20 protein-coding genes and 1 pseudogene are annotated in these 23777 nt (G+C 58.5%); 10 read left to right on the top strand and 11 right to left on the bottom strand.

Translation table 11 applies throughout. The annotated features are described in order from the left end of the window. Positions 1-108: pseudogene (locus EOW68_RS17330) on the top strand (IS5/IS1182 family transposase); the annotation flags it as partial. 113 nt (positions 109-221) lie between these two features. Here EOW68_RS17330 and EOW68_RS17325 read toward each other — a convergent pair. Together EOW68_RS17325 and EOW68_RS17320 are read right to left on the bottom strand one after the other, a co-directional pair. Beyond that, positions 222-1193 (bottom strand): patatin-like phospholipase family protein, encoded by a 972-nt coding sequence (locus EOW68_RS17325; RefSeq protein ID WP_128226419.1) that lies wholly within the window; start codon positions 1191-1193, stop codon positions 222-224. 492 nt (positions 1194-1685) lie between these two features. Beyond that, positions 1686-2393 carry a bacterio-opsin activator domain-containing protein gene (locus tag EOW68_RS17320; protein ID WP_128226418.1) on the bottom strand — a complete coding sequence of 236 codons (708 nt, stop codon included), beginning with the start codon at positions 2391-2393 and terminating at the stop codon, positions 1686-1688. 254 nt (positions 2394-2647) lie between these two features. Between EOW68_RS17320 and EOW68_RS17315 the strand changes: the two genes are divergently transcribed. After that, positions 2648-4060, top strand: coding sequence for a hypothetical protein (locus EOW68_RS17315; RefSeq protein ID WP_128226417.1), 1413 nt, complete (start codon positions 2648-2650; stop codon positions 4058-4060). An 8-nt stretch (positions 4061-4068) separates the two neighbouring features. Further along, positions 4069-4902, top strand: coding sequence for an alpha/beta fold hydrolase (locus tag EOW68_RS17310; RefSeq protein ID WP_128226416.1), 834 nt, complete (start codon positions 4069-4071; stop codon positions 4900-4902). Positions 4903-5109: 207 nt separating this feature from the next. Here EOW68_RS17310 and EOW68_RS17305 read toward each other — a convergent pair whose 3' ends face one another. Continuing rightward, positions 5110-6270, bottom strand: a complete 1161-nt coding sequence (locus tag EOW68_RS17305) for a hypothetical protein (RefSeq protein WP_128226415.1) — start codon at positions 6268-6270, stop codon at positions 5110-5112. 152 nt (positions 6271-6422) lie between these two features. On the opposite strand from EOW68_RS17305, the gene EOW68_RS17300 reads away from it, so the two are divergent. After that, positions 6423-6905, top strand: coding sequence for a DUF456 domain-containing protein (locus tag EOW68_RS17300; protein ID WP_128226414.1), 483 nt, complete (start codon positions 6423-6425; stop codon positions 6903-6905). A 52-nt stretch (positions 6906-6957) separates the two neighbouring features. On the opposite strand, the gene EOW68_RS17295 is transcribed toward EOW68_RS17300, so the two are convergent. Continuing rightward, positions 6958-9210 (bottom strand): NADP-dependent malic enzyme, encoded by a 2253-nt coding sequence (locus EOW68_RS17295; protein WP_128226413.1) that lies wholly within the window; start codon positions 9208-9210, stop codon positions 6958-6960. 165 nt (positions 9211-9375) lie between these two features. Here EOW68_RS17295 and EOW68_RS17290 point away from each other — a divergent pair, with 165 nt between their 5' ends. Next, positions 9376-10668 carry a glycosyltransferase family 87 protein gene (locus tag EOW68_RS17290; protein ID WP_128226412.1) on the top strand — a complete coding sequence of 431 codons (1293 nt, stop codon included), beginning with the start codon at positions 9376-9378 and terminating at the stop codon, positions 10666-10668. Positions 10669-11129: 461 nt separating this feature from the next. On the opposite strand, the gene EOW68_RS17285 is transcribed toward EOW68_RS17290, so the two are convergent. The 4 genes from EOW68_RS17285 to EOW68_RS17270 all read right to left on the bottom strand — a co-directional run bounded on the left by EOW68_RS17285 (position 11130) and on the right by EOW68_RS17270 (position 16573). Further along, positions 11130-12146 (bottom strand): amidohydrolase family protein, encoded by a 1017-nt coding sequence (locus tag EOW68_RS17285; protein WP_128226411.1) that lies wholly within the window; start codon positions 12144-12146, stop codon positions 11130-11132. 316 nt (positions 12147-12462) lie between these two features. After that, positions 12463-13611 (bottom strand): MBL fold metallo-hydrolase, encoded by a 1149-nt coding sequence (locus EOW68_RS17280; protein ID WP_128226410.1) that lies wholly within the window; start codon positions 13609-13611, stop codon positions 12463-12465. Positions 13612-13789: 178 nt separating this feature from the next. Next, positions 13790-14797 carry a sodium:calcium antiporter gene (locus EOW68_RS17275; protein ID WP_128226409.1) on the bottom strand — a complete coding sequence of 336 codons (1008 nt, stop codon included), beginning with the start codon at positions 14795-14797 and terminating at the stop codon, positions 13790-13792. Between the two features lie 120 nt (positions 14798-14917). Continuing rightward, on the bottom strand, positions 14918-16573 hold the full coding sequence (locus tag EOW68_RS17270) for a long-chain fatty acid--CoA ligase (RefSeq protein WP_431359032.1): 1656 nt from the start codon (positions 16571-16573) through the stop codon (positions 14918-14920). 97 nt (positions 16574-16670) lie between these two features. Here EOW68_RS17270 and EOW68_RS17265 point away from each other — a divergent pair, with 97 nt between their 5' ends. Next, positions 16671-16913, top strand: coding sequence for a hypothetical protein (locus EOW68_RS17265; RefSeq protein ID WP_128226407.1), 243 nt, complete (start codon positions 16671-16673; stop codon positions 16911-16913). Here the strand turns inward: EOW68_RS17265 and EOW68_RS17260 are convergent, their stop codons facing one another. The 3 genes from EOW68_RS17260 to EOW68_RS17250 form a co-directional block, all read right to left on the bottom strand. Further along, positions 16914-17306, bottom strand: a complete 393-nt coding sequence (locus tag EOW68_RS17260) for a VanZ family protein (protein WP_431359031.1) — start codon at positions 17304-17306, stop codon at positions 16914-16916. Between the two features lie 102 nt (positions 17307-17408). Next, complete coding sequence (locus EOW68_RS17255; protein WP_128226406.1) at positions 17409-17840, bottom strand: VanZ family protein; 432 nt, start codon at positions 17838-17840, stop codon at positions 17409-17411. A 238-nt stretch (positions 17841-18078) separates the two neighbouring features. Beyond that, positions 18079-19461: a nicotinate phosphoribosyltransferase gene (locus EOW68_RS17250; RefSeq protein ID WP_128226405.1), complete on the bottom strand. Its 1383-nt coding sequence runs from the start codon at positions 19459-19461 to the stop codon at positions 18079-18081. Between the two features lie 372 nt (positions 19462-19833). Between EOW68_RS17250 and EOW68_RS17245 the strand changes: the two genes are divergently transcribed. The 4 genes from EOW68_RS17245 (at position 19834) to EOW68_RS17230 (ending at position 23746) form a co-directional block, all read left to right on the top strand. After that, positions 19834-21051 (top strand): CBS domain-containing protein, encoded by a 1218-nt coding sequence (locus EOW68_RS17245; RefSeq protein WP_128226404.1) that lies wholly within the window; start codon positions 19834-19836, stop codon positions 21049-21051. Positions 21052-21145: 94 nt separating this feature from the next. Further along, a complete protein-coding gene (locus tag EOW68_RS17240) occupies positions 21146-22024 on the top strand; it encodes a universal stress protein (RefSeq protein ID WP_128226403.1) in 879 nt (292 codons plus the stop codon). A 313-nt stretch (positions 22025-22337) separates the two neighbouring features. Next, positions 22338-22946, top strand: coding sequence for a metal-dependent hydrolase (locus tag EOW68_RS17235; protein WP_128226402.1), 609 nt, complete (start codon positions 22338-22340; stop codon positions 22944-22946). A gap of 101 nt (positions 22947-23047) precedes the next feature. After that, on the top strand, positions 23048-23746 hold the full coding sequence (locus EOW68_RS17230; RefSeq protein ID WP_128226401.1) for a DUF2238 domain-containing protein: 699 nt from the start codon (positions 23048-23050) through the stop codon (positions 23744-23746). Positions 23747-23777: the final 31 nt, after the last annotated feature.

Below are 23777 nucleotides of genomic sequence, written 5' to 3'. Positions count from 1 at the left end.
CACGCACGAACACAAGTCTTCGTGGCGCTTTGTCTCCGTGTGGTCGTCGCCATCACGAATTACGAACGGGGAGACAATCCTGGACGGACGAAACTCAAGACCCTGTGATTAATTCTATGACACGCTCCCCAGTACAAAACGCCACGATGGACGACGGTTCGTTTCATCACGAACAGTGCAAACGTCGAACTGTCGGTCCGATCACCCGACTATTCCATCGATCAGGCTTCCAGCGACGCCTGAAACTCGCCGGCTCGTTGCTCGCCCAGCTCCATCAACTCGGTGAGAAAGGAAGGATCTCGGTCGACTTTTGTCGAACTGTCGTAGTGCTTTCCCATCGGAATGCGGCGGATTTCGGTTTTCGAGAAGCCGCTCTCGGGGAGATGTCCCTCGTCGATCCAGTCGTTGACGCGTTCGATGACACGCAGCTCCTGGTTCAACGAGATGTTGCCCGACAGTTCGTTCCGACGGTTCGCAATCTCGGCCAGCGAGGTCGGTTCGCCCTCGGTCTCCTGTGGATTGATCTGGATGATCCACAGCTCGTCGGGTTTGCGGTCTGCGCCGACGGTCATCAGATCGTCGATCGGCGGATTCTGACTGAACAGCCCGTCCCAGTGGTAATGCCCGTCTATTTCGACAGCCTCGAACATGGCCGGGACAGCCGCGGAGGCGAGGACCGCTTCAGGTGTCACGTCTTCGTTGGTGAACGTCTCGAAGACCCCGGCGTTGATGTTGACCGTTCCGACGACGAGCTCTGGTGCCTCCCGGTCACAGAGATCAGGAACCGTCTCAAAATCGATGTGACGTTCGAGTGTCTCCCGGATCTCGTCTTTCCCAGCCTCCGGCCCGGGAATGTCGTACGGGCTGACCTGGAGCATCGGAATTCCGGTGCTCTGGAGCTGTGACAGTTGCACTACGAACTTGTTCATCATCTGGTTAGAGAAGCCGGAGGCCGACAGATCCTCCCAGACCGCGTCGAGGAGTTCGATCGCCGTCTCTTCGTCGGCAGTCACCAGCCCGTACCACGCCGCCAACGCGTTGAACGCACCGCCGGAGGTCCCGCTGATGCCGACCAGTTCGTAGCTGTCGTCCCATTCGCGAAGGAGCCCTTTCAAGACGCCAGCTGTAAAGGCTGTGTGACTTCCACCGCCCTGGCACGCGATCGCGACCCTCGTAGGACCGTCGTCAGTCATTCTGTCGCAGCCCCTTGGCCCGGCTGTGTCCGAACACCACGCCCACAGAAATCTGTTCCCGCTTCGTCGAATCGAACACTCCAGTAGTCATTTGTATGATAGCTAAGGCAGACAGCGCGTAAAGCAGTATGGCGTCTGTGTGAGATGGCTACGTCAATCCAGAATTACAGGAACCGAATCAATCTACCACAGTCGAAAGCCTTGACGATCCCTCGGCGAGGGACTGTTCCTCCATTCAAATAATGGGCTTCAGTCTCGCAGTCTCCGCTCCCGGGTTTTTCCACAATCCACACATTTCTCCCGCAGTATCTCGTCTGTAAGATTGGCAGAGAGCTCTTCGAACTCGTGAGAACAGAACAGACTATTCATACGTTTTCTCATACTGATACCGAATCAGTCTCCACCAAAGTGTCTGACGACTCGTGGAGTGTCTGAAATATCGTCTCTGACACAAACGTCGTCACAATGAGTCGTAGCTTTGTCCCGATCCTGTCAGAATCTCGGATTTCTTTTTTCGAACATCACATCGAATATCTTCTCCTGTGCGACTCTGAGATGTTGGCTGAACGTGGGCTGGGATATTTCTAGCTGTCTCGCACAGTCTTCTGCGGAGCCTGTCCGTGGCCACTCGAAGTATCCACTCCTGAAGGCCGTGCGGAGAACTTCACGCTGACGGTCAGTAAGGTGATGTGTCAGTGTGATCTGTGCACCCCCTTCCGTCTCGACCGGTGCCACACGATCGGTTTCGTGTCGTGCGACGAGTTCTGTGGGAGAGTGGTGCTCCTGGAACGTTTCGGCGACAGCTCTCACCTCCTTGTGTTCGGGAACGATGGCGGTAACAGTTCCAATCCCTTCCTCTGCGGAGATTCGTTGTGCGATTGCCCCTGCGTCTGCCAGTGTCGTCGTCACACACGATCCCGTGACCACGAACTCGAACAGTCGCTTCCCGACCCCCCGACCGACGACTCTGGCAGTATCGACTCCCTCCGACTGGTCGACCATCGAGAGGACATCCTCACTCGCGACGCCATTCACCGTGAAATATTCGAGTAATCGGTCGTCCGACCGACGGACAAACCGTTCGAGGCTGACCTTCGTATCGAAAACCGAGGACAGCTCCACGAAGAAACAGTCCGTGTCACGTAGTTCGAAGGTGAGTTCTACGGCCGAGGAACCGACTCGTGGTGGTTGAATCCCCATACCACGATAAATTAGAGAGCTGACATTAATACCACGGTGGCTGTGATATCCCGTTGCATTACCAACCTGCTTTTTATAATCGTAAACCGTGGTTTTGGTGTTGTGGTGATCTCTGTCTCCTGATTTCACTCTTCCTGAGAGCTTCCCATAGAGGCGCTACCAATCCACATAGGTCAAACGCGTAACCATTTCTGTCGAGTAGAATTGGGTGGCAGCAAAACGCTCTGCCACAACAACACATGAACCGACGAAATATGCTACAGATCAGCGGAATCGGACTCGCGGGGGCGCTCGGACTGGGCAGCGCACACGCGCAACAATCGGATCAGGGAGATCAGGGCGGTCAGAATGGCGAGAGAAACTCCGGCGGCCGCGGTGGCCAGTACACTCCCTACGGCGGCCAGGATACCAAAACGGCACCGGAACTCGGAACCTTCGATCACGTGCTGGCGTACCTCGCGGAGGGGATCGTCGACGGTCCGACGGAGTCACCGGAAGAGTTCCAGCCCGATCCGACCCTCATCAAGTGGTTCCAGGAGGGGTTGATGCGGCGAACACCCGAAGAGGTACGTGACGACCGACAGGCCTGTCACGATCACTGGCTCGACGTCTTCGGTCTCGACCTCGAAGCCAGACATATGGGCGAAACCTGGCTGGTCGACGCCGGGACCCTGGTCCCACCACTCGGTGGAAGCGGCCCCAAAGCGTCGTGGGTCAAAGACGGGAACGGCCCCGACGAGTTTACAGGGGAGAAACTGGAAGAAGGTGAGGGCGTGACGACGGAGAACATGTACAAAACGTTCGTCTGGTTCCCGGACCCAGAGGGGGACGAAACGAACGCCGTCATTCCCGAAACGCCGCTCATGCTCGACGAAAAGATCGGGTACACGAACTACTTCAAAAGCGGGACGACCGTTCCGGCCAACAGCGAACCGGACAACGATGTCGGCGGGACGACCAACCGAAAGCCGTTCGTCCCGAACAAGATCCGCGACGGCGGCTACTGGATCTTCGCCGTCGAGGACGATGGGATCCCGCTGTCGTATCTTCAGGAGAATCTAGAGGAATCAGAGGTCGGCAGACCGACGTTCTGGTTCAACACTCAGGCTGACGGAGAAAAGCGGATGGGACGAGGAGTCGCTGGCGGCCGCGAGTCCGGTGTCGATCCGCAGGACAAACTCTACCTGGATGGAGTCGGACCAGACAGCGCGGTCCACGATGGCCTCCCTCAGCAGGTCGGATTCTTCTGGGGTGATTACAACATCTACCGTGGAGAGAATCAGGACCCACTGATCATCCACTACGATTCGCGGTTCCCGACGGAGTTCAACCCACACAGCGGGATTCCTCGTGCGTTCATGTGTGAACTGCAGTGTGCGGAGTTCGAAACCGAACGCAACCCGCTGGGGCTGGGACGCGTCCACGGTTCGACGTATCCGGCGGCGACGACGTACGGCAACGTCAACGGCCACAACTTCCGTGAAGACGGCCCACCGGAGGGGTTCACCGCGTCGACGATCCGCAACATGTTGACCTTCCCACCGTCGCTGACGCGAGGGCGCGAGGCCGACGACGAGATCCGTGCGTTCAACATCGCTCCGGGCCTCCCGGAAGACGCATTCGAAAGTCAGACCGAGATTCCGGGCTACCCTGGGGCATTCAGATAGGTGAGACAATGACAGCATACAGCGATTGGACGGCAGCCCAGGACAGCGCGACAGTTACCGTCGACGACCACGACCTCGAAATCGCCTACCGGGACGAGGGGTCGGGCGATCCCGTCCTCTTCCTCCACGGGATTCCGACGAACTCCTACCTGTTTCACGCACAGTTCGATGCGGTCGCTGAACACCGGCGCGCAATCGCGCCGGATATGGTGGGCTATGGCAACTCGGCGATGCACGACGGTTTCGACCGCTCGATCCGTGCACAGGAGATCGCGATCCGGGGGCTCGTCGACGAACTTGGGTTCGAAACGATCGATTTCGTCGGCCACGACCTCGGCGGCGGCGTCGGATTACGCTACGCCGCGCGGACACCCGACGCCATCGATCAGCTGGTGCTTTCGAACTGTGTCTCGTACGACTCGTGGCCGATCCAGACGATCACGGATCTCGGACTCCCGGAAACAGCCCGCGAGACGAGTGTGGACGAACTCCAGGGAATGCTCGACGGACTGTTCCGCGACACACTTCTGGGTGGGGACCACGACGAAACGTTCCTCGACGCGATGAAAGCCCCGTGGGCTACCGAGGAAGGTGTCACCTCGGTCGTCCGCAACGCGAGTGCGACGAATACGAGTCACACGACGGAAATCGATCCGAGCGAGGTGACTGCCGATACGCTCCTGTTATGGGGGACCGAAGACGAGTTCCAGCCCATCGAGTGGGCCGAACAGCTCGAAGAGGATATCGATTCCTGTGAACTCGTCCGACTCGAAGCCAATCACTGGGTCCCGGAGGACCGACGCGAACAGTTCCGCGAACATCTTGTCGAGTTCCTCTCGTAACCGGGATAGCCAGTTTTGCCGGCAGTCTCGGCTCCCGTGGCTGGGAATCCTGTTTCATACTGCCGGCTGTAAGAAACTGAAGAATTGCGCCACCCCGGGGTGGCGCATATCTTTACGAATGTACAGCCGGCAGTATCAGAACACTCCTCACGAACGACAATTCTTGCGACTCCTCACTGCAACAGCGCCGACGGACCCACTACTGGTTCACAGACCCAGTCCGGTACTGTACTCCAGTGTTCCGAATCCGGTACCCATCGACGTGTCGTCGATCCGTTTTCCGTCGACCTGGCCAGTGAGTCCCGCCATGCGGAACATATACTCGTTGTAACTCCAGTGTGAGTCGACCCGTCCGCCCAGTTTCTCGCGTTCGAGCCAGTTGCGTGCGTGACCGTAAGTTCGGGCGACGAAGCTCACGTAATCACCGTCGTCGGTTTCAACACGAACGTCGAAGTCTGGATGCTCGCTCCCATCGAAAATCGGTTCGATGGTAACTCTGTCGAACTCCACGTGCCCCTCGCCAGAGCCCCAGTGCCAGAAGCCGGACTGTCTGAGAGGGATCGTCAACCGTTCCAGAGTGTTCGACGAGAAGAATTTGTAGCCTCGTCGGAATAGCTGTGGACCGACGAACGGGATCATCGCCGAAAACGACGTCCCATCCGGGAAGATTGCCCAGATCCACTTCCAGGGAAACAGCGGCATGTCGAAACAGACGCGCTGGAAGTAACACGATCCGGAGAGGCTCTCGGTGCCGTCCGGGAGGTCGAACTCCCCCTCGAAGTTCATCTGTCGCCACGCGACAACCTGGACACCGCCCAGCGGCGTGTCGATATCCAGCCCCTGGTGTGGAGCCGTCATCTGCGAGTCGAGGTCGCCCCAGGTTTCGAACGTCGCCTCGGCGTCGTCGCCGACGATGTGGGCTTCGAGTCCGAGATCGCGGTCGGACAGTGCGGCGATCTCGCTCCCGCGTTTCGTCCCGTCTTCGCGTTCAGCCCAGGCTTCGATCCGTCTGTCATCGCGGGAGAGCACAGCCTCGGCTGGCTGGTTGACGACGTGGTCGTGGACCTGATCGCGGTCACCGGCCCACCCGACCGTCGCGGCGTTGAATCTGTCTACACCGTCGGAGATCGGTCTGTCGAGATCCATCCCCGCTGCTTGCTGGCCGTTGACACGACACTGATCACCGACACAGGCAGCCAGTGAGAACATGAGCTGTCTGGGGCCGTAACCGTCCTCGCCCTCGGGGAACAGCAAGAAAAACCACCACGATGAGGACGTTGAGTTCTGTCGCTCGGGGTTTTGCCACCAAATTTTGTCGAAGACACGCTGGTGTTCGGCCAGGGTCCTGTCTGCGAACCCGTCTGTCATCGCTGTATGTGCTCGTTGAGTGGCCTGATAAAGCATCCATCGATTTCGGTACTGGAACCCCCACCAACGAGCCGAACACCGATGGGGGGTTACCCGACACGCTCCCGGGACCAACACCCTGAATACCGCCACACACGAACCTCCCCGTACTGATGAGTTCGGCTGGTGTGCTGGCGATCACGTTCGGGCTGCTGGTTGCTGGTGTCATCGGGAGTATCGTACCAGCGCTCCCCGGTGCGTTGCTGTCACTTCTGGGTGTCCTGTTCCACTGGTGGGCCACCGGCTACACGACGCCGGGAACCCTGGCGTTGGTCACGTTCGTCGGGCTTGCAGTGGCTGCGATGCTCGTCGACGTGTTCGGCGGTGCGATCGCTGCCAGTCAGGGGGGTGCAAGCAAAACGACCGTCGTTGCTGCAGTCGCGGTCAGTCTGGTGCTCGCCGTCTTTACCGGCCCACTGGCCATTCTCGTTGGCGTTCCCGCGACGGTCTTCGTGTTCGAACTCTATCGGAACGGCGAACGCAGCCAGGCCCTGCGTGCCGCGTTTATCACCACTGTCGGAATCTTTGCGTCGGCATTCGTGCAGGTCCTTCTGACGACGACACTCCTGCTCGGATTCGTACTCGTGGTACTCTGACAGCTCGATAGGAGGCAAGCCGGCGAAAAGACCGGCTCACCTCGATCACTGCCTACTCCTGCTGGGCATCGACGACAGCGACACCGGCGAGGTTCACGATATCTTTGACTTCGTCGCCGCGCTGGAGCACGTGGACAGGTTTGTCCATCCCGACGAGCATCGGTCCAACTGCCGTCGCGCCGCCCAGTCGCTGGAGGAGTTTGTAGGCGATATTGCCGGCCTCCAGGTTCGGAAAGACGAGGACGTTCGCGGGCTCGTCCAGCTCCGCGAAGTCGTAGGTTCCCCTGAGCATCTCTTCGACGACGGCGGTGTCGGCCTGCATCTCGCCGTCGACCGGGAAATCGACCGTTGGATCCTCGCGCAGACGGCGGGCGGCCTCGCGGGGTTTCCGAGTCCCCTCGTTGTCCACACTGGCGAAGTTGGAGTACGAGAGTAACGCCGCTCGGGGTTCGACGTTGAAACTTCGGGCGAGTTCAGCTGTGTGGCGAGTCACCTCCTCCAGGACGTCCGCATTCGGGTCCTGGTTGACTGTGGTGTCGGCACAGAACACCACACGGTTTTTGAAGGTGAGCATATAGACACCAGCAGCGTAGTCGGCGTCGGCCGCGGTACCGATCACCTGCAGCGGCGGCCGCAGTGCCGACGGGTAGTGATGGGTCAAACCGGTGAGCATCGCGTCGGCGTCACCGGTCTCGACCATTATACTGCCGAGATAGTTACTCTCCTCGATGAGTTCACCGGCCTCGCTGCGTGTGATTCCCTTTCGCTTTCGCAGCTCGTAGAGCCGGTCGGCGTACCGTTCGAGATCGCTCTCGTCCGGGTCGACGATTTCGGGATCGAAGGAGAGTCCGAGCGTCTCACTGATAGTACCGATGCGGTCGCGGTCGCCGAGCAGGACTGGTTCGGCGATACCCTCGTCGACGAGTTGGGCGGCCGCACGGATCATCTTCTCGTCGCCGCCCTCGGCCAGCACAATGCGTTTGTCGATGTTCTTGGCCTTGTTGAGGACGATTCGCATCATCTCGCGGGATTTGCCCAGACGCGCTTCGAGTTTCTCGACGTATCTGTCGGAATCGATCGAGATCCGGGCAGCGCCGGTCTCCATCGCCGCCTCGGCGACTGCCGGCGTCACCTCGAACAGGACTCGGGTGTCGAGTGGCTTCGGAATGATGTAATCGGGGCCGAACTGCAGCGGCTGATCGCCGTAAGCCTTGACGACGGCGTCCGGGACGTCCTGACGAGCTAGTTCTGCCAGCGCCTCGGCGGCGGCGACTTTCATCTCCTCGTTGATCTCTGTGGCCCGAACATCGAGCGCGCCACGGAAAATAAAGGGGAACCCGAGGACGTTGTTTACCTGATTGGGGTAGTCCGACCGGCCCGTCGCCATGATGACGGTGTCCTCGCGGGCCTGTTTGGCCGCCTCGTACCCAATCTCCGGCTCGGGGTTGGCCATCGCGAAGATAATCGGATTGTCGGCCATCGACCGGACCATCTCCTGGTCGACGATGCCGCCGACCGAGAGGCCGACGAACACGTCTGCACCCTCCATCGCGTCCGCGAGATCACCGTCGGGAACGTCCCGGGCGAACTGGCGGTTGTACTGATTGAGCTCTCCTGCCTCCGCCCGCCGAGTCGTCAGAATCCCGTCGATGTCGCTCATCGTGATGTTCTCCGACGGAACACCGAGCGAGACGTAGAATCTCGCCGTGGCTATCGCAGCGGCACCGGCGCCGGCGAAGGTCACTTCCAGGTCCGAGAGTTCCTTCTCGGCAATCTCGGCGGCGTTGAGCAACGCGGCACCGGTGATGATGGCGGTCCCGTGCTGGTCGTCGTGGAAGACGGGGATGTCCATCTGCTCGGAGAGGCGTCGTTCGACCTCGAAACACTCCGGTGCGGCGATGTCTTCGAGGTTGATTCCGCCGAAAGTCGGCTCCATCGCCGCGATCGACTGGATCATCGAGTCGGTATCCTCGGTATCCAGTTCCACGTCGAAGACATCGATATCGGCAAAGCGCTTGAACAACACACCCTTGCCCTCCATCACCGGCTTGGAGGCCTCCGGACCGATATCTCCGAGCCCCAACACTGCTGTCCCGTCCGAGACGACACCGACCAGATTTCCCCTCGCGGTGTACGCGAAGGCTCGCTCGGGGTCGTCGGCAATTTCACGACAGGGTGCGGCAACACCCGGTGAGTACGCCAGCGAGAGGTCTCGCTGGGTGTTCGTCGGCTTGGTCGTCGAGATCTCGATTTTCCCGGCTGGATCGCTGCTGTGATACGCCAGTGCATCCTCGTCCAGTCCCATGGACCTACATCGAAATCCATCATGATAAATAACGTGAGTTGTCTGAACGTGGAGTGAACCGTCAGAATGGGCGCTCTATCGACCAATTTCAGGACAGAATCGACGTCTGCGTTCCGCGATACTGTTGAGCAGTATTTATTTTGATCGCGGATAACCAGTTGTGTAATGCGATTGCCCTTCAGTGCCCGCCCGCTGGTACGTAACTGGAATCTCGGTGCCTGGCTGGTCCTCCTCGCGACGCTTCCACTCGGTTTCTACTCGTACTACCAGAACAGTCGGATCGGACTGTCCAGCTGGAATCCCGGGGGGACGATGGGTGTCAACTACCGGACATATCACTACGCAGCAGAGCGTGCACTCGCTGGACAGAGTTTCTACGACGTCACTCCGCCCGGAACGTACGACTGGGCGGTGTATCTCTACCCACCCGGGACGCTGCCGACATTCTATCCATTCACTCTGTTCGAGTGGACGACCGGCTACGCGATACTGACTGTCCTGTCTGTCCTCGGGGCCGGTCTCGCGACGTGGCTACTGGTCGGATACGTCGAGTCCCTCGGTCCAGAACTCGGCTGGATCGATGTCGGACTCGTATTCGGTGCGGTGCTGTTCTCGACCCACACCTACGGAACGATCTACTACGGGAATATCAACATTCTGCTCGCGCTGGGTCTGCTCGGTGGGTTCGTCGCACTCCAGCGCGACCGCGAGTATCTGGCCGGCAGTGTCTTCGCTTTGACGGCGCTGTTCAAAGTCTTTCCAGCATTGATCGGGTTCTATCTACTCCGAGTCCGCAGGTGGTACGCGGTTGGTGCGGCACTCCTCACCGGACTCGGGGGACTCGTGGTCGGCGTGGTGCTGTATGGACTGGATGCGACTGTGTACTATTTCACTGATGTGGTGGCTGGCCGGACCGAAACCGAACTGTTCACCGGCGGCTATCCTATCGAAGGCATCTTCTATATCACGATTCAGCGACCCATCTCCCGACTCGTCTCGGCAGTCTGGCCCTCCGCACCGTATCTGGTAATCTTCGGTGTCAGTGTGCTTATCTGTGCCAGTATCCTGGCGTACTTCTACTACGATCTCGGCACCGAACTGGACCGCCAGATGGCGATCTTCGCAACCCTGGTCGTGATGCTCATCCTTGTTCCCTCCCTGCAGTGGTACCTGGTACTACTTTATTTCCCGCTCGTGACACTGCTGTATCTCTGGCAGGACGGAGCCAGCCGCTATCTCTTCCTGATAGGCGGCGTGCTGTTCTCCGTGACTGGCAATACAGCGGATACCGTCGACGCTCTCGAAAGAGCACCCGACGTTGTGGAGACTCTGGGCTATCCGATTGCAGTCGCTGCGACGCCACCGCTGTACGGTCTCCTGTTGATGCTGGCGGCCTGTGCCATTTACAAGTACCGGAGTCGGGAAACCGAGACACAGCCTGTCTTTAGCAGAGGTTGAGAGTTCGCCTGATACTGGTGGCAGTACGAAATGAACGAATGTCGACCCGACGTGGGGTGAGTCGAACAGCGTGCAGCGATCCTCGTGAGAACTCGTTCTCACGGTGGTCGAATATTTGTCCGAATGTACAGCCACCAGTATGAACATCGGGCATCTTTGCAGGCCAGCCTATTCACACCGCATCGCGCAGAAAGGACTCTGACGCGGATCGGAGTATTCCATCGTTACTGAATACCGACAGGTATCCCGGGCCGACAGTTGGTGCGTCCAGATTTGGGAGGAGTGGCACACTCCGAACCGCCTGTAAAGGCAAATCGCCTGTGGGGTCTGGAACTGCTGTGTCCACGTCGGATGCAAGTTCCGACACAGAAACAGGAAGCCCTACCGTGAACAAGCGAGGGGCCAGTAGCCCCGAGCGCGGTAGGGAGGGGTAGTTCACACTCTCTTCCGGTCGAGTATCCTCAAACCACGACGCGCTTTACATCCCGTTCTGTGGCGCGACGGACGACCGCTCGAACTGGGTCGACCACCCCGGCCAGATTGTCCGATGCACCGTCCAGAATTGTGAATGCTCCCCGACGTCCGGGTTCGATGACGCCACAGTCGAGTCCGACAATATCGGCTCCCGCGGTTGTTGCCATCCGAAGGACCTCTCGTGCGGTAACATCGAACTCTTTGGCTGTATACGCCATCTCACGGAACATGGATGGTGAGTTCAGCATGACGTTGTCCGTCCCGAGGCCGACGGTTGTGTGATCGACAAGTTCTCGGATAGGCGGTTTTCCAACGTCGAGAACGGTGTTCGCACGCGGACAGACAGCGACTGGTATCGATCGGTCGGCAACCCGTTCGAGGTGGTCCTGCTCGGCGTGGACCATGTGGATGAGCAAGTCGGGGTCTAGTTCGATTGCTGGATGGATGTCAGTCGCATCCGGTTCCCCGGCATGAATCGCGAAGGGAACACCAGCCTCCAGCGCCGCGGCGCGTTGCCTGGTGAAATCGTCGTCGTTCGCACCGCTGGCTCCGAATCCGTCTGCGACGTCGAGAACGGAGCTCTCCTCGCTTCCAAAAATGAACGGGTCGATATCCAGTTCTTGGCTCGCTTCCCGGAGTGCACGAGCACCCTCGACTCCCGACTCACGAAAGTCGAGGCAGGCTGCTGTCCCTGTCTGCTCCATGAATCGAAGCGATCGCCGCATCGCTGTTACCAGTTCCTTCCGGTCGGCTCCCCGCAGCCGTCGGTGTTTCAGACTGTCCGGCGGGGCGACGGCTTCCTCGAGTGAGAGGCCGACAGCAGCCTCTTTCGCGACCGAATCCCCAAGGTGCGTGTGCGCATTGACGAATGTTGGAAGGATGATATCCGACGATGTCGTCTCGGTCCGCTCGATCGATTCAATCCGGCCATCCTCGACGATAACGCGGCCCTGAATCGGATCGAAGGATTCACCCGAAAGGATTGTCCCTTCGTACTGTTGCATATTACATTCGAAGTGCAGAGAACAGTATAGTTTTCTATTCTAAACCTGCGAACAGTTCGGTAACTTAAACCCGTATAGATACCAGTATGAGAGGGGGCGGCGACTACGACCGTTCTTTGCCGTATTCGACTCCCCGGATGTATCACGAAGCAGGTCATCCAGACTGGAGAACCACCCGTTCTGGCAGTGCAACGCTGCTACCAGCTAGAGGACGCGCATTCGGTAGCTCTCGGCGGCCGACTCGTCGGTGACTCGGAGTCACGTCGGTCGGTTCGATGGTGTGACTGGAGGGATATGGCGAGTCCGCGCGGACGCATCAGGCGGCGCAGTTGTTCGGCCCGAGTTCGAGTTCCGTCGCCTCTGTTTCGTCCTCGACGGTTTTCTGTCCGGTGTTGATCGCGATGACGTTCTCGTAGTTCGGTGGCTTCTCGGGGATGTTCTCGGTTATTCGGTCGACGAAGTCGTCTTCCCCGAGCTGGAGCACGTCCAGTTCCTCGCGCAGATCACCGAGTCGTGCGGTAAACGGCTCTCCCGGTGATCCGTTTTCGTACCGACCGTCGCTCGTAACTGTCAGATGGCCTGGCAGGATTTCGGTATCGGCCGGAAGTTCGAAGATCGTCTCCTGCAACGTCTCGAACAGTAACGTCGCACCATCTGCGGCATCCTCGTCACCGAACTGGAGTTCAGTTCTGCCGACGGAATCGACAAACAGCGTATCGCCCGTCAGCAACAGATCACCACCGACGAGGTAGTTCAGCATCTCGGATGTGTGTCCGGGTGCGTGGAGTGCTTCGATTTCGACATTTCCTAATTCGACGGTATCACCGTCCGAGAGCGGTTCGTACTCGTACTCGACGTTGCGCTCGCGTGCACCAGCACCGAGATAGTAGGGAGCGTCGACCTCGTCTGCAAGTGTGGGACTTCCGGAGATATGGTCGGCGTGTACGTGTGTATCGAGGACGTGTTCGATTGTGAAGCCCGCCTCCTGTGCGACGATTTTGAACTCGTCGGTCTGCCGAGTCGCGTCGATGACGGCAGCCTCGCCGGTTTGCCTGGAGCCGATAACGTATCCGAGACAACCCTTCGCCCGTCGCTGGAGCTGGAAGACGGCGAGGTCGTCGTGAGCCGTCTCTATCTGAACTACTTCGTAGAGTTTGCTCCATTGCTCCATACCGCCAGAGACAACAGAGATATCTTCGAAGCCATGCTTGTCGAGTTCGAATCCGAACGATGTCGACGTCAATCCTTTCCCGCAGATCGCAACGATTGGCCGGCCGTCGACTACACTGTCTATCTTCTGTAGCTGGTTTTCATCCATCCCCTCGGTCGGATCGTAGGGGATATTCTCCGCGTCCTGTACGTGCCACGCATCGAAACTATCCGCCGGTCGTGTATCGATGAGTGAGAACTGTTCACCGGCATCTATCCAGTTCGCGAGTCGTTCCACACTGATTTGTTCGATCATAGGTATTTGAGTAGCTGCGTGTCGGACGTAGTCAGTCGTCGATTGACTACCAGTATTCCTGCTAATTACAATGACGGCGGTCCAGTGGAAAGGTCTTCTCACACAGACACAGCCTCGTCTGATCACAGGGCCGCCCGTGATGTGTGCAAATTCGGAAGCCAGCGAAGAGACAGTCGTTCTAGATCCCCTGAATCGTCTCGATGACGCCCATCGATTCGAGTATCATCCAGAGCAAGAAGAGTCCGTACAACCCGAGAAACCCGGATGCTTCGAGATTGCTAAGTTCGAGGTGAGTCCGTGTGAAGACGATAAACACCAGCGTGGCAAAGGCGAGAAATCCCATCGTCGGAATCGCGACGAGGAAATTGATCGTCGCAGAGCCTGCCAGAAGGACGCCGACAGGGATGGCGACCAGGAGATTGAAGATGTTGCTCCCCAGGACGTTCGTGAGACTGGTGACACTGTCGCCTTTCCTGGCGGCACGAACACTGACGAACGCGTCGGGGAGGCTCGTTCCGGCAGCGATAACAGTCACTCCCCACAGGAAACTCGGTGTATCGAATATTTCACCGAACGAGAGCGCGGCCCGGACGATACCTTCGACACCGACGGCGATGACCAACAGCGCGACGAGCAATGTTCCCCACTCTCGTGCGGGACGCACGTCGAGTGCCTCTGCGCCCACATAATCGCTCGCATCCTGGTAGTGGAGAAAGATGTACAGTCCATACGTCGCCAGCGGAAACAGAGCCAGCGGTGGTGTCAGAATCGCAGCTGTGTTCGTCCCTCCAGGGACGTAGGTCGCACCGAGTGCGAACATAATGAACAGAACCAGAACACTGATGATGTAGAACTGAGCGTCTTTGTGAACGATGTCGCGGGTCGCTTTCAGCTCATCGATCGAGTACGCCGACAGTGCCGGAATTACGAGGAGATTGAAGATGGCACTGCCGACGATAGCCCCGACACCGAGGGAAAACTCGCCGTGGAACACCGTGCTGATGACGATCGAGCTGATTTCCGGGAAACTGGAGCCGACGGCGACGACGATCGCCCCGTGGACAGCGATCGGCAGTCCATAGTATCTGCTGAGTCGCTCCGCAGCCCGCTCGAAGTAGACACTTCCAACCCAGATCACGAGTGTCGAAACGACCACGAGCACTGAAGAGACGAACAATCCAGGCATCAACTACCGTTTGAAGACATGAGACAAAAGCTGTAGTAACTTCTGCTAGAGATCTCGATCACTGCCCGCAGAAGTATAAGGATATGAACAAAAAACGAGTCGAGACTACTGCCGGCAGTATCAGTCGTCCTCTGGAGCAGCGTCCGCAGGTGCGTCTTCCTCCAGTAACTCTTTGCCCTCGTACTGCTCGCGGAGGTCCATTTTCGAGAATTTGCCCGTGGCAGTCTTCGGTATTTCGTCGATGAACTCGAAGCCGTCGGGCAGCCACCACTTCGGATACTCCTCCTGAAGCATCGTTTTCAACTCGTCAGTTAGCATCTCTCTGTCGACATCGTCGGCAACGACGATCATCGCAACGGGACGTTCCTGCCAGCGGTCGTGATCGACACCGATGACGGCGGCTTCAGAGACGTCCTCGTGGGCCATGATGGCGTTTTCGAGTTCTTGGGAGGAGATCCACTCGCCACCGGATTTGATGACGTCTTCGGCGCGATCCACGATTTCGATGTAGCCGTCGTCGTCGACCGTGACAATATCACCAGTGCGGAGCCACGATCCGTCGAAATCCGTCTCGTTGGCGTGCGGTCGCTCGTAGTACTCGGTCGTCACCCAGGGGCCGCGAACGAGTAACTCACCGAACGCCTCGCCGTCGTGTGGGATCTCGGAGCCGTCGTCGTCGACGACTTTGAACTCGATCCCCGGCATGATGAGACCCTGCTTCCCCCACTTGTCGACCTTCGTATCGAACGCGGCGTCCGTCAGAGCGGGTGTGAGCCGCGAGACGGTCCCGACCGGTGAGGTTTCGGTCATGCCCCACGCGTGGATCACGTCGACGCCGAACTCGTCGTACTGCTCGATGACAGCTTTCGGTGCCGCGGCCCCGCCGATGACGATCTGCTCCAGCGAGGAGAGATCGACCTCGTTTTCTTTCATGTACTCCAGGAGGCCGAGCCAGACAGTCGGGACACCTGCTGTGATGGTCACACCTTCTTCCTCGATCAGGCTTGCGAGATCTGCGGGTTCGGGTGCTGGCCCCGGGAATACCTGTTTGGCCCCGGCGGCGGTCGCAGTGAAGGGCATCCCCCAGGCGTTGACGTGGAACATCGGGACGACTGGCATCACGACATCGGAGTCTTCGATGCCAAGAGCCTGCGGAGTCAGCATCGCCATCGTGTGACTCCACATCATCTGCTGGGTGTACTCGACCCCTTTTGGTTTGCCGGTCGTTCCGGACGTGTAACACATCCCGGCCATATCGTCTTCGGACAGTTCGGGCCAGTCGTACTCTGTCGACTGGTCCGAGACGAACGACTCGTAATCAGTCAGTGGTTCGAGTGAGACGTCCGGAACTGTCGAGCCGACGACGACGAACTGTTCGACACTCTCGAAGGCGTCGGGATCGGACGCGGAACCGAGTTTTTCGGCCAGCGAGGGATCGAGGAAGATGAGACGGTCGCTGGCATCCTCGACGATGTGCTGGATGTGTTTGTCCGGGAGCAGTGGATTGATCGTGTGTAACTGTGCCCCCATGTTCGGGACGCCGAAGTAGGTCTCGAAGTGCCGGTCGTGGTTCCAGCAGAACGTCCCGACCCGGTCGCCCTCGCCGATTCCGAACCCGTCGAGTGCGTTCGCAAGTTGTCGTGTCCGGTCTGCGTACTCGGCGTAGGTATATCTGTTAATTCCTTCGTGTGTTCTGGCTACGACTTCGCGGTCTGGATAGATGGTTTCTGCACGCCACAGGAACGGCTCGAGTGTCTGATCGTATCCCCCCATGATAGTCAGTAACACTGCCAGTCGGCATAGTATTTGCTGAAAAGATATTTTTATTGTTAGATAGTATCGTGGCCGACCAGCCTTCGGTACAGTCGGTGGATTGTCTGTACCTGTCGTTCCGGCCAGATCCGGCATCCAGTTTCCGATCCTACTGGGGCTCGTTGTGGGTGTCGGCACGCTTGTTCCAGCCAGCGGTAGGACAGTCTTCGCCTTCGACAGTCCCGATCTCGGAATCCAGAACAATGCAATCGCCCACCTCGCCTACACCAACGCAAAAGAACAACACACCGGCACACGCTTCCCGCTCGTCCTCGCCAACGGACAAGATACACAGCATCGGTAGCTATGCTTCGGTGGCGTGTCGACTCACCTGGTACCACCAGAGAACGCCACAAATTGATCCGAAAACGCCAGCAAGGAGGTCACCCGACTCGAAATTACGGCCCGGGATCCGCTCCTGGAGCAGTTCTGTCCCCACACCGTAGGCCGACGAGATGAAAGTGGCAGCCAGTATCGCGTGAACAGTCGAACCCCCATTCCTGCCCTCGATCGTCGAGATCAGGGCAGCCGTCAGGGCCAGATGGCCAGTCGCGTGGAGTGTTTTATCCGGCCCACAGAGACCGAAATCCGGATTGTGACTGGCTGGCAGCGGAACAGATGAGCCGACGAGCAGTGCGATGGCTGCAACGAGTGGCGACTGCCACTGGCCAGCCAGCCGCTGGAGACGACGAATCACGTGGGTACGTACGTCCCCGGGAGGCTTGAATCCAAGGTAAGCGAGGTTGAGGAGCAATGCCAACGTCTGGACGGGAACGATAGATAACTTCTGTCCGAGTTCCTACGCGTTCTCGGTGGTCGTGGGCTGGTGTGACTCAGGGGGGTGATCTGGTGTCCTCGCTTCGGAGACGTACCACCAGCCGAGAACACCCAGTACAGAGCCGACAAGTCCGGCGACGAGATCCGCTCGTTCGGGAACACGGCCAGGCACGTACTGCTGGAGAAATCCAGTGAACAGCCCGTGCACAAACGAAACCGAGACTGCAATAATACCCGTCGAAACGGCATCCAGACGGTCGGTCTCGAACGCGTCAGCCAGGGTCACTGTGAGCCAGGCGTGTCCCAGGATATGAAGGAGTTTGTCCGGCCCGAACCGGCTGAACTCTGGATGGCGGCCCAGCGGTGACGGCAGCACTGACGCGACCAGTAAAACCAGAGCAGTTCCCACCACTGATTTCCAGCGGGAGTCGAACCTGTCGTCCGGAGTCTCCATGAGCAGATGTTGGGTGGCAGGCTACTTATCGCTGGGGCTCCGACCAAAAATTGTAGAGACATTCGACCACCGTGAGAACGAGTGCTCAGTTGGAGCGCCTCGCGTTGTTCTGCTCACCCCCTGTCGGGTCGACATGCTTCAGTTTCGTATAGCCACCAGTATCAGGTACCGACGATGAATCGACCAGATCCCCAAATGGCCGGTCTGTCACGACGACCGAGTTCGGGCCAATCAGTCGTTACAGATCCATCTCCTGGCGGAGATCAGACTGCACACGTTCGGCCGTCGCTGTCAGGGTATCACTGATCTCGACCGAGTACTCGGCTGGGTCCTCGATGGCCCGCACATCCGCCGGGAGTTTCCCGAGGGTTGCGAGGGTCCGCTCACGGATCTCGTCGAGTGTCGGGAACTCGTAGACGAGGTCACCGTCCTGGACGACATCTACCAGCAACTCTTCGCCGCCAACATCCTCGTCTGTACGAGCGATGACATCCCGCTGCAAGGTCCCATCAGCAGTGAATCGACGGACGCTCTTTCCCCCGGGATAGGTCACTTTTCCCTCGGAGAGTTTCATGCTCGGTTGCATTTTGCCGTCTTCCTCGACGGCGACAAGTTTGTAAACCGGATCTAGTGTCGGGGCGTCCTTGCTGGTCGTCAGCGAGGTTCCAGGACCGAAGCCGTCCGCGATGCCCCCATCGGCGAAGAATTCACGCAAGAAGAACTCGTCGACACCCGAGGAAACGAAGATATCCATCTCGCTGGGTAGAATCTCACGGACATCCTGCGAGAGTGCCGCGAGATCACCGGAGTCGAGTCGGACGCCACGTACGTCGACGTCAGTCTCGCGAGCTACTTCGACTGCGGTCTTCGCGCCGGCCACAGTGTCGTAGGTGTCGACCAGCAGGACCGACTCCTCGCCGTAGACGTCGACAAACGCCTCGAAAGCAGCCCGCTCGCTTGGGAAACTTTGTACCCAGGAATGGGCCATGGTCCCGAAGACCGGAATGTCGAACTGGTTGCCGGCAGCCTCGTTGGAGGTGCCGTCGACACCACCGACATAGGCCCCACGGGCGGCCTTGAGGCCGGCGTCGGTCCCGTGTGCTCGTCGCGAACCGAAATCGACGATCGTCTGCTCGTCACCGTGTCGACGGACAGTATCGCGCATCCGGGCGGCTTTCGTGGCGATCAGACTCTGGAATCCGATCTGGTTGATCAGAAGCGTCTCGAACAGCTGGGCCTGGTCGATGGGTGCGGTGACCTCCAGCAGCGGTTCGTTCGGAAAGACGGCGGTTCCTTCCGGCACTGCCCGGACGTCGCCAGTAAACTCGAAGTCGGCGAGATACTCGAGAAACGAGTCCGGAAACCCCTCCTCTCTGAGGTGAGCAAGTTGATCCTCGCCGAAGGTCAGATCCCGGAGATAGGCGATAGCCTGCTCCAGACCGGCACCGATCACGTATCCCCGGTTCGTCGGTAACGAGCGGAAAAACAGCGAAAAGGTCCCGCGGGGTGTGTGTTCTGTCTCTCGATACCCGCGTAACATTGTCAGTTCGTACCGATCGGTGAACAGGCCGATGTCGTCGGGTGACAGGTATCCAAACGTGGCATCCACTTGCCTCTCCATGACTAGAGTTCAACACCACATCGTAAAGAATTGTTGTCAGGAATGCCTGACCGTGTCTGTCCCAACTGATTGTCTCCAGAGCGAGTTGCGTCCTTCCGGTGGCTCCTCATACTGGTGGCTGTACGAAATAAAAGAATTTCGACCCGACGTGGGGTCGAATATTCGTACGAATGTACAGCCACCAGTATCAACGGAGAGGCGAGTAAAACGGCGTTCACCGGGATTGGTGATCGGTTCGATTGTGGAATGGTAGCACAGAATACCGAGTGGACTGGTTTCGGCACTGACGTGATACCCGGGACAAGTCCCGGAAAATGAAAATCGAGCAATAGTATTTATTTGTATACACACAATTTTTATACGGAATTTACGATGGATATTGAAGAGACGGTCTCGACGGAGTACCGCGAGTTCTCGCCAGACACCCGGGTATCGAAACTTGTCGGGACGTTCGACGATCCGTCGATCAAGGGGGTTCTCGTTCGAGGGGACGAGTTCGAAGGCGTCGTCACGAGACGGCAACTCGCAACCTCTCACCACCAGCCCGATGAAAAACTCGGCTCACTCGTCTGGCACGTACCCCGACTCGCGCCGGACGAGAACATTCGCAAGGTCGCACAGCTCATGATCGACAGCGATTCGCACATCCTCCCGGTGTTCGAAACTGACGACCTGATCGGCGTCGTGACAGTGGATGGGATTTTAGAGACAGTCAAATCCTTCCTCGATGCTGCACGCGTGGAACACGCATACAGCAGGAATCTCGTTTCGGTCACGCCCGACGAGACATTCGGGAAAGCGCTCAATCTCCTGCGAGAAAACAGCATAACTCACCTCCCTGTCGTCGAGGATGAGACAGCTGTCGGCATCCTTAGCCTCTACGACGTGACCGACGTTACGGTCAGATCTGCGCAACAAAGCCAGGGTGGCGACCCGGGCGGAACCGACTCCCACGGTGGCGACATCTCCAGCAGTGCAGGCAGTGCACGCCGCGGTGGATTCGGTGCCCGTGAAGGAGAACTGGACCGAATGCTGGACCTGCCGGTTCGGGATCTGATGATCTCGCCTGTCCGAACGATTCAGCCGGACGAAACGCTGGAAGCTGCGGTCGAAGAAATGTTCACAGTAGACGGGTCGTCGCTAGTCGTTACGGATGGGGAGCGTCCCGTGGGAATCCTCACGAAAACAGACGTGCTCGATTCACTCACCTGGGAGGCGGGCGGAAACAGAGCGGTCCAGGTCTACGGGATCGATCTGCTCGATGACATCACGTACGACAAGGTCGTGGACATGATCGACAAATTTGACGACAGGGATTACGGCATGACCGTCCTCGATGCACGGATCCACTTGCACAAACACGACGAGAAACGCCGTGGCGTGCCACTCCTGCTCGCCCGAATCCGACTCCATACCGATCGTGGACTGTACATGGCGACGGGGGAGGGATACGGCGCGAGCCACGCACTCAACGAAGCCCGAGACGTGCTCGAACGCAGGATCAGAGATAAAAAGACCTACGGACGAACGAAGAAACCACCGACTGAAGAGTTCTGGGAGAAACGCTTCGGCTGGTTGCTAGAAGAGTAAGACGGTGGGAGTGCCTGCGATTTCTTACCAGTTGTTTTCGACTGCTGGGCATACTGGGGGGCATACTTGTCTTTGGAACGCATAGTTCCAGACGATGTACAACGACATCCTCGTGCCGACTGACGGGAGAGCGGGCACAGAAGCTGCCATCGTCCGGGCACTCGACCTCGCCCGGGCTTTCGACGCGACGATCCACGCGCTGTACGTTGTCGATACACGGCTGGAATCGGCTGAAATTCCGGCGGAAGACCACGAAGAAATCCGCGAGCAGATCATGGAACAGGGCCACGCAGCCACGGTGGAGATTCAGGACCGAGCAGACGAAATTGGTGTCGACGTCGTCCGAGAGATCCGGGAGGGCGTTCCAGAGCCGGCCATCCTCGATTACGTCAGCGAGGAGGGTATGGACGTGGTAGTGATGGGGACTCGGGGGAGGACAGAACCACAGACCCACCACCTCGGCAGCACGACACAGCGGGTACTCACCAGGGCACCGGTCCCGGTGTTGACAGTCGCACTCGGAGAGACCGGCCCCCTTCCCGAGTCAGGGTACGGAATGTACGATGAAATCGTAATCCCGACAGACGGGAGTGACGTTGCGGAGAGAGCCGCCGAACAGGCTGTGACGATCGCGGCGCGATATGGGGCTGATATCCGAGTTGTGTACGTGGTCGATACGACGACGTACGGATTCGAGGACACCCCGCGGAGTATAGTTGGGATACTCAAGCAGGGCGGGCAGAACGCGGTCGAAACGATCGCAGAGATGGCACGCGAGCGGAATCTGCCGGTCACGACGTCGATCCTCCGCGGCGTCCCCGAGGACGAAATTCTCCAGTATGTGAGTGGTTCAGAGGCTGATCTAGTCGCGATGGGGACTCGTGGAGTGAGCGCCGTCGACGATCACTTTCTCGGCAGTACGACTGCCAGAGTGGTTCGACGATCAAGTGTGCCTGTCCTGACGATGGGTTGATACTGATTATTGCGGTATTTGTCGACACGGCCACGAAACCCAGGCTGCTCCGACTCTGATAGTGATTACTGCGAGTCTGTCCCGCCGTCGAAACCGGAAACGTGTGTTACACACCTCGACGCATCGAAATCTGCGGCCTGATCACGAAAATAACCGCAGTAATCACTATGAAAGCGTGGGTATCTCTTCATTCGGCGGGACAGACTCGTAATAATCACTATGAGACCGGTCTGGAGTCCGGCAGTTAGTTGGCCGTCCCTGGTAGACTCTCGGCCGATATATTGAACCTACTCCAGGCCCTTGATATAATAACATGATGCTCCCGACGCACGCTCTGGTGGGGATGGTACTGGCCTTGCCATTTGCACTCCTTGCTCCGGAGTTCGCTACCCAGGCGCTTCTCGCTGGCTTCGTCGGTGGCATCCTCCCCGACCTGGATCTCTACAGCGGTCACCGGAAGTCGCTGCATTATCCGGTCTACTACTCTCTGTCCACCGTCCCAGCGGTCCTCGCAGCGTTCGTAGTGCCAGGACCAGTGACGATTGCAGCGGCCGTTCTCCTCCTCGGCGCAAGCGTCCACTGCCTGGCAGATAGTCTCGGCGGGGGGTTGGAACTGCGGCCGTGGGAAGGGAGATCAAACCGGGCCGTCTACAATCACTACTCGGACCGGTGGATTCACCCACGTCGGTGGGTGCGCTACGATGGTGCCCCGGAGGACTTCATCGCGTCTGCTGTCCTGGGTGGGTTTCTGTTCACCGTCGTCGATGGACCGTTCCAGGTGATCGTCGCGCTGGCAGTACTGGTTGCAGGAACGTACACGGTGGTTCGACGTGTTCTGCCCACGATCGCGACAGCAATCGTTGCACTCCTCCCCCCTCCTGTGCACCCGCTCCTCCCGGCTCGATATCTCGAAGGGCAATAGTAACTGTTGGACCAATTGTAGCTAGATAGGGGCCGAATGTGACAGACCGGCAGAAGACTCACATCTATCCCGTGTCACTCTGTAGTACGGTGTAACAGATTGTGCACGAAGCTGCATACGCCGGTGTGGTGGCACTCACTGCTGGGATCTTCATCATCCTATCTATCGGCCTGCACCGACGGGACACCGCCACGGCAGTGAACGCAGGTGTCTCGATCGTTGCTGTCGTCCTCCCGCTGACCCTCGGGTTTGGGCCAGTCCCACCCTCCGGGCAACCGGTCGACATCGACCCAGCGCTCCCGCTGTGGATCGCAGCAGCCGGCTTCCTCCACTCACTCGGGATGGTCGGGTTGTACGAACAGATCTGGTGGTGGGACCATCTGACACATACGCTGTCCGCGGCGTTCATCGCAGCGGTAATCTACGCTTCCCTCGTTGTCGTCGGTACGCACTCGTCTGCGCTCAATCTCTCTGCCACAGCTACTGGGATGGTAACGGTTCTAGGTACCCTCTGGATTGGTGTGTTCTGGGAGATCATCGAACTGGTCGCTCGCGAAGTCGGAGAGTGGTTCGACATCGAGCCGATCCTCGTTCACTACGGCTGGCGAGACACTGCGTACGACCTCTGTTTCGATGTCGTCGGCGCGACGCTCGTCGTCCTCGTCGATTTTCGTCTCTTCGTCCCCATTACCAGCCAATCACCAGAGATTGCCGAGACACTCCTCCTCGCCACTCTGGTCGTCACTACTATCGGTTCACTGGTGATGGCAGTCGGTCTTGGATTCGTACAACGCAGATGAGGAAAAACTGTACTCGGTAGCGACACACCGC

It is taken from the genome of Halovenus amylolytica (assembly GCA_004015825.1).
Classification (GTDB): Archaea; Halobacteriota; Halobacteria; order Halobacteriales; family Haloarculaceae; genus Halovenus; species Halovenus amylolytica.
This window is presented reverse-complemented; position numbering and strand designations above follow the sequence as displayed.

Coding starts and splice junctions, on each gene's coding strand:
- EOW68_RS17240 (WP_128226403.1), top strand. CDS start 21,146: ATGTACAACGACATCCTCGTGCCGACTGACGGGAGAGCGGGCACAGAA.
- EOW68_RS17310 (WP_128226416.1), top strand. CDS start 4,069: ATGACAGCATACAGCGATTGGACGGCAGCCCAGGACAGCGCGACAGTT.
- EOW68_RS17305 (WP_128226415.1), bottom strand. CDS start 6,270: ATGACAGACGGGTTCGCAGACAGGACCCTGGCCGAACACCAGCGTGTC.
- EOW68_RS17300 (WP_128226414.1), top strand. CDS start 6,423: ATGAGTTCGGCTGGTGTGCTGGCGATCACGTTCGGGCTGCTGGTTGCT.
- EOW68_RS17320 (WP_128226418.1), bottom strand. CDS start 2,393: ATGGGGATTCAACCACCACGAGTCGGTTCCTCGGCCGTAGAACTCACC.
- EOW68_RS17250 (WP_128226405.1), bottom strand. CDS start 19,461: ATGGAGAGGCAAGTGGATGCCACGTTTGGATACCTGTCACCCGACGAC.
- EOW68_RS17315 (WP_128226417.1), top strand. CDS start 2,648: ATGCTACAGATCAGCGGAATCGGACTCGCGGGGGCGCTCGGACTGGGC.
- EOW68_RS17285 (WP_128226411.1), bottom strand. CDS start 12,146: ATGCAACAGTACGAAGGGACAATCCTTTCGGGTGAATCCTTCGATCCG.
- EOW68_RS17295 (WP_128226413.1), bottom strand. CDS start 9,210: ATGGGACTGGACGAGGATGCACTGGCGTATCACAGCAGCGATCCAGCC.
- EOW68_RS17280 (WP_128226410.1), bottom strand. CDS start 13,611: ATGATCGAACAAATCAGTGTGGAACGACTCGCGAACTGGATAGATGCC.
- EOW68_RS17235 (WP_128226402.1), top strand. CDS start 22,338: ATGATGCTCCCGACGCACGCTCTGGTGGGGATGGTACTGGCCTTGCCA.
- EOW68_RS17290 (WP_128226412.1), top strand. CDS start 9,376: ATGCGATTGCCCTTCAGTGCCCGCCCGCTGGTACGTAACTGGAATCTC.
- EOW68_RS17325 (WP_128226419.1), bottom strand. CDS start 1,193: ATGACTGACGACGGTCCTACGAGGGTCGCGATCGCGTGCCAGGGCGGT.
- EOW68_RS17275 (WP_128226409.1), bottom strand. CDS start 14,797: ATGCCTGGATTGTTCGTCTCTTCAGTGCTCGTGGTCGTTTCGACACTC.
- EOW68_RS17245 (WP_128226404.1), top strand. CDS start 19,834: ATGGATATTGAAGAGACGGTCTCGACGGAGTACCGCGAGTTCTCGCCA.
- EOW68_RS17255 (WP_128226406.1), bottom strand. CDS start 17,840: ATGGAGACTCCGGACGACAGGTTCGACTCCCGCTGGAAATCAGTGGTG.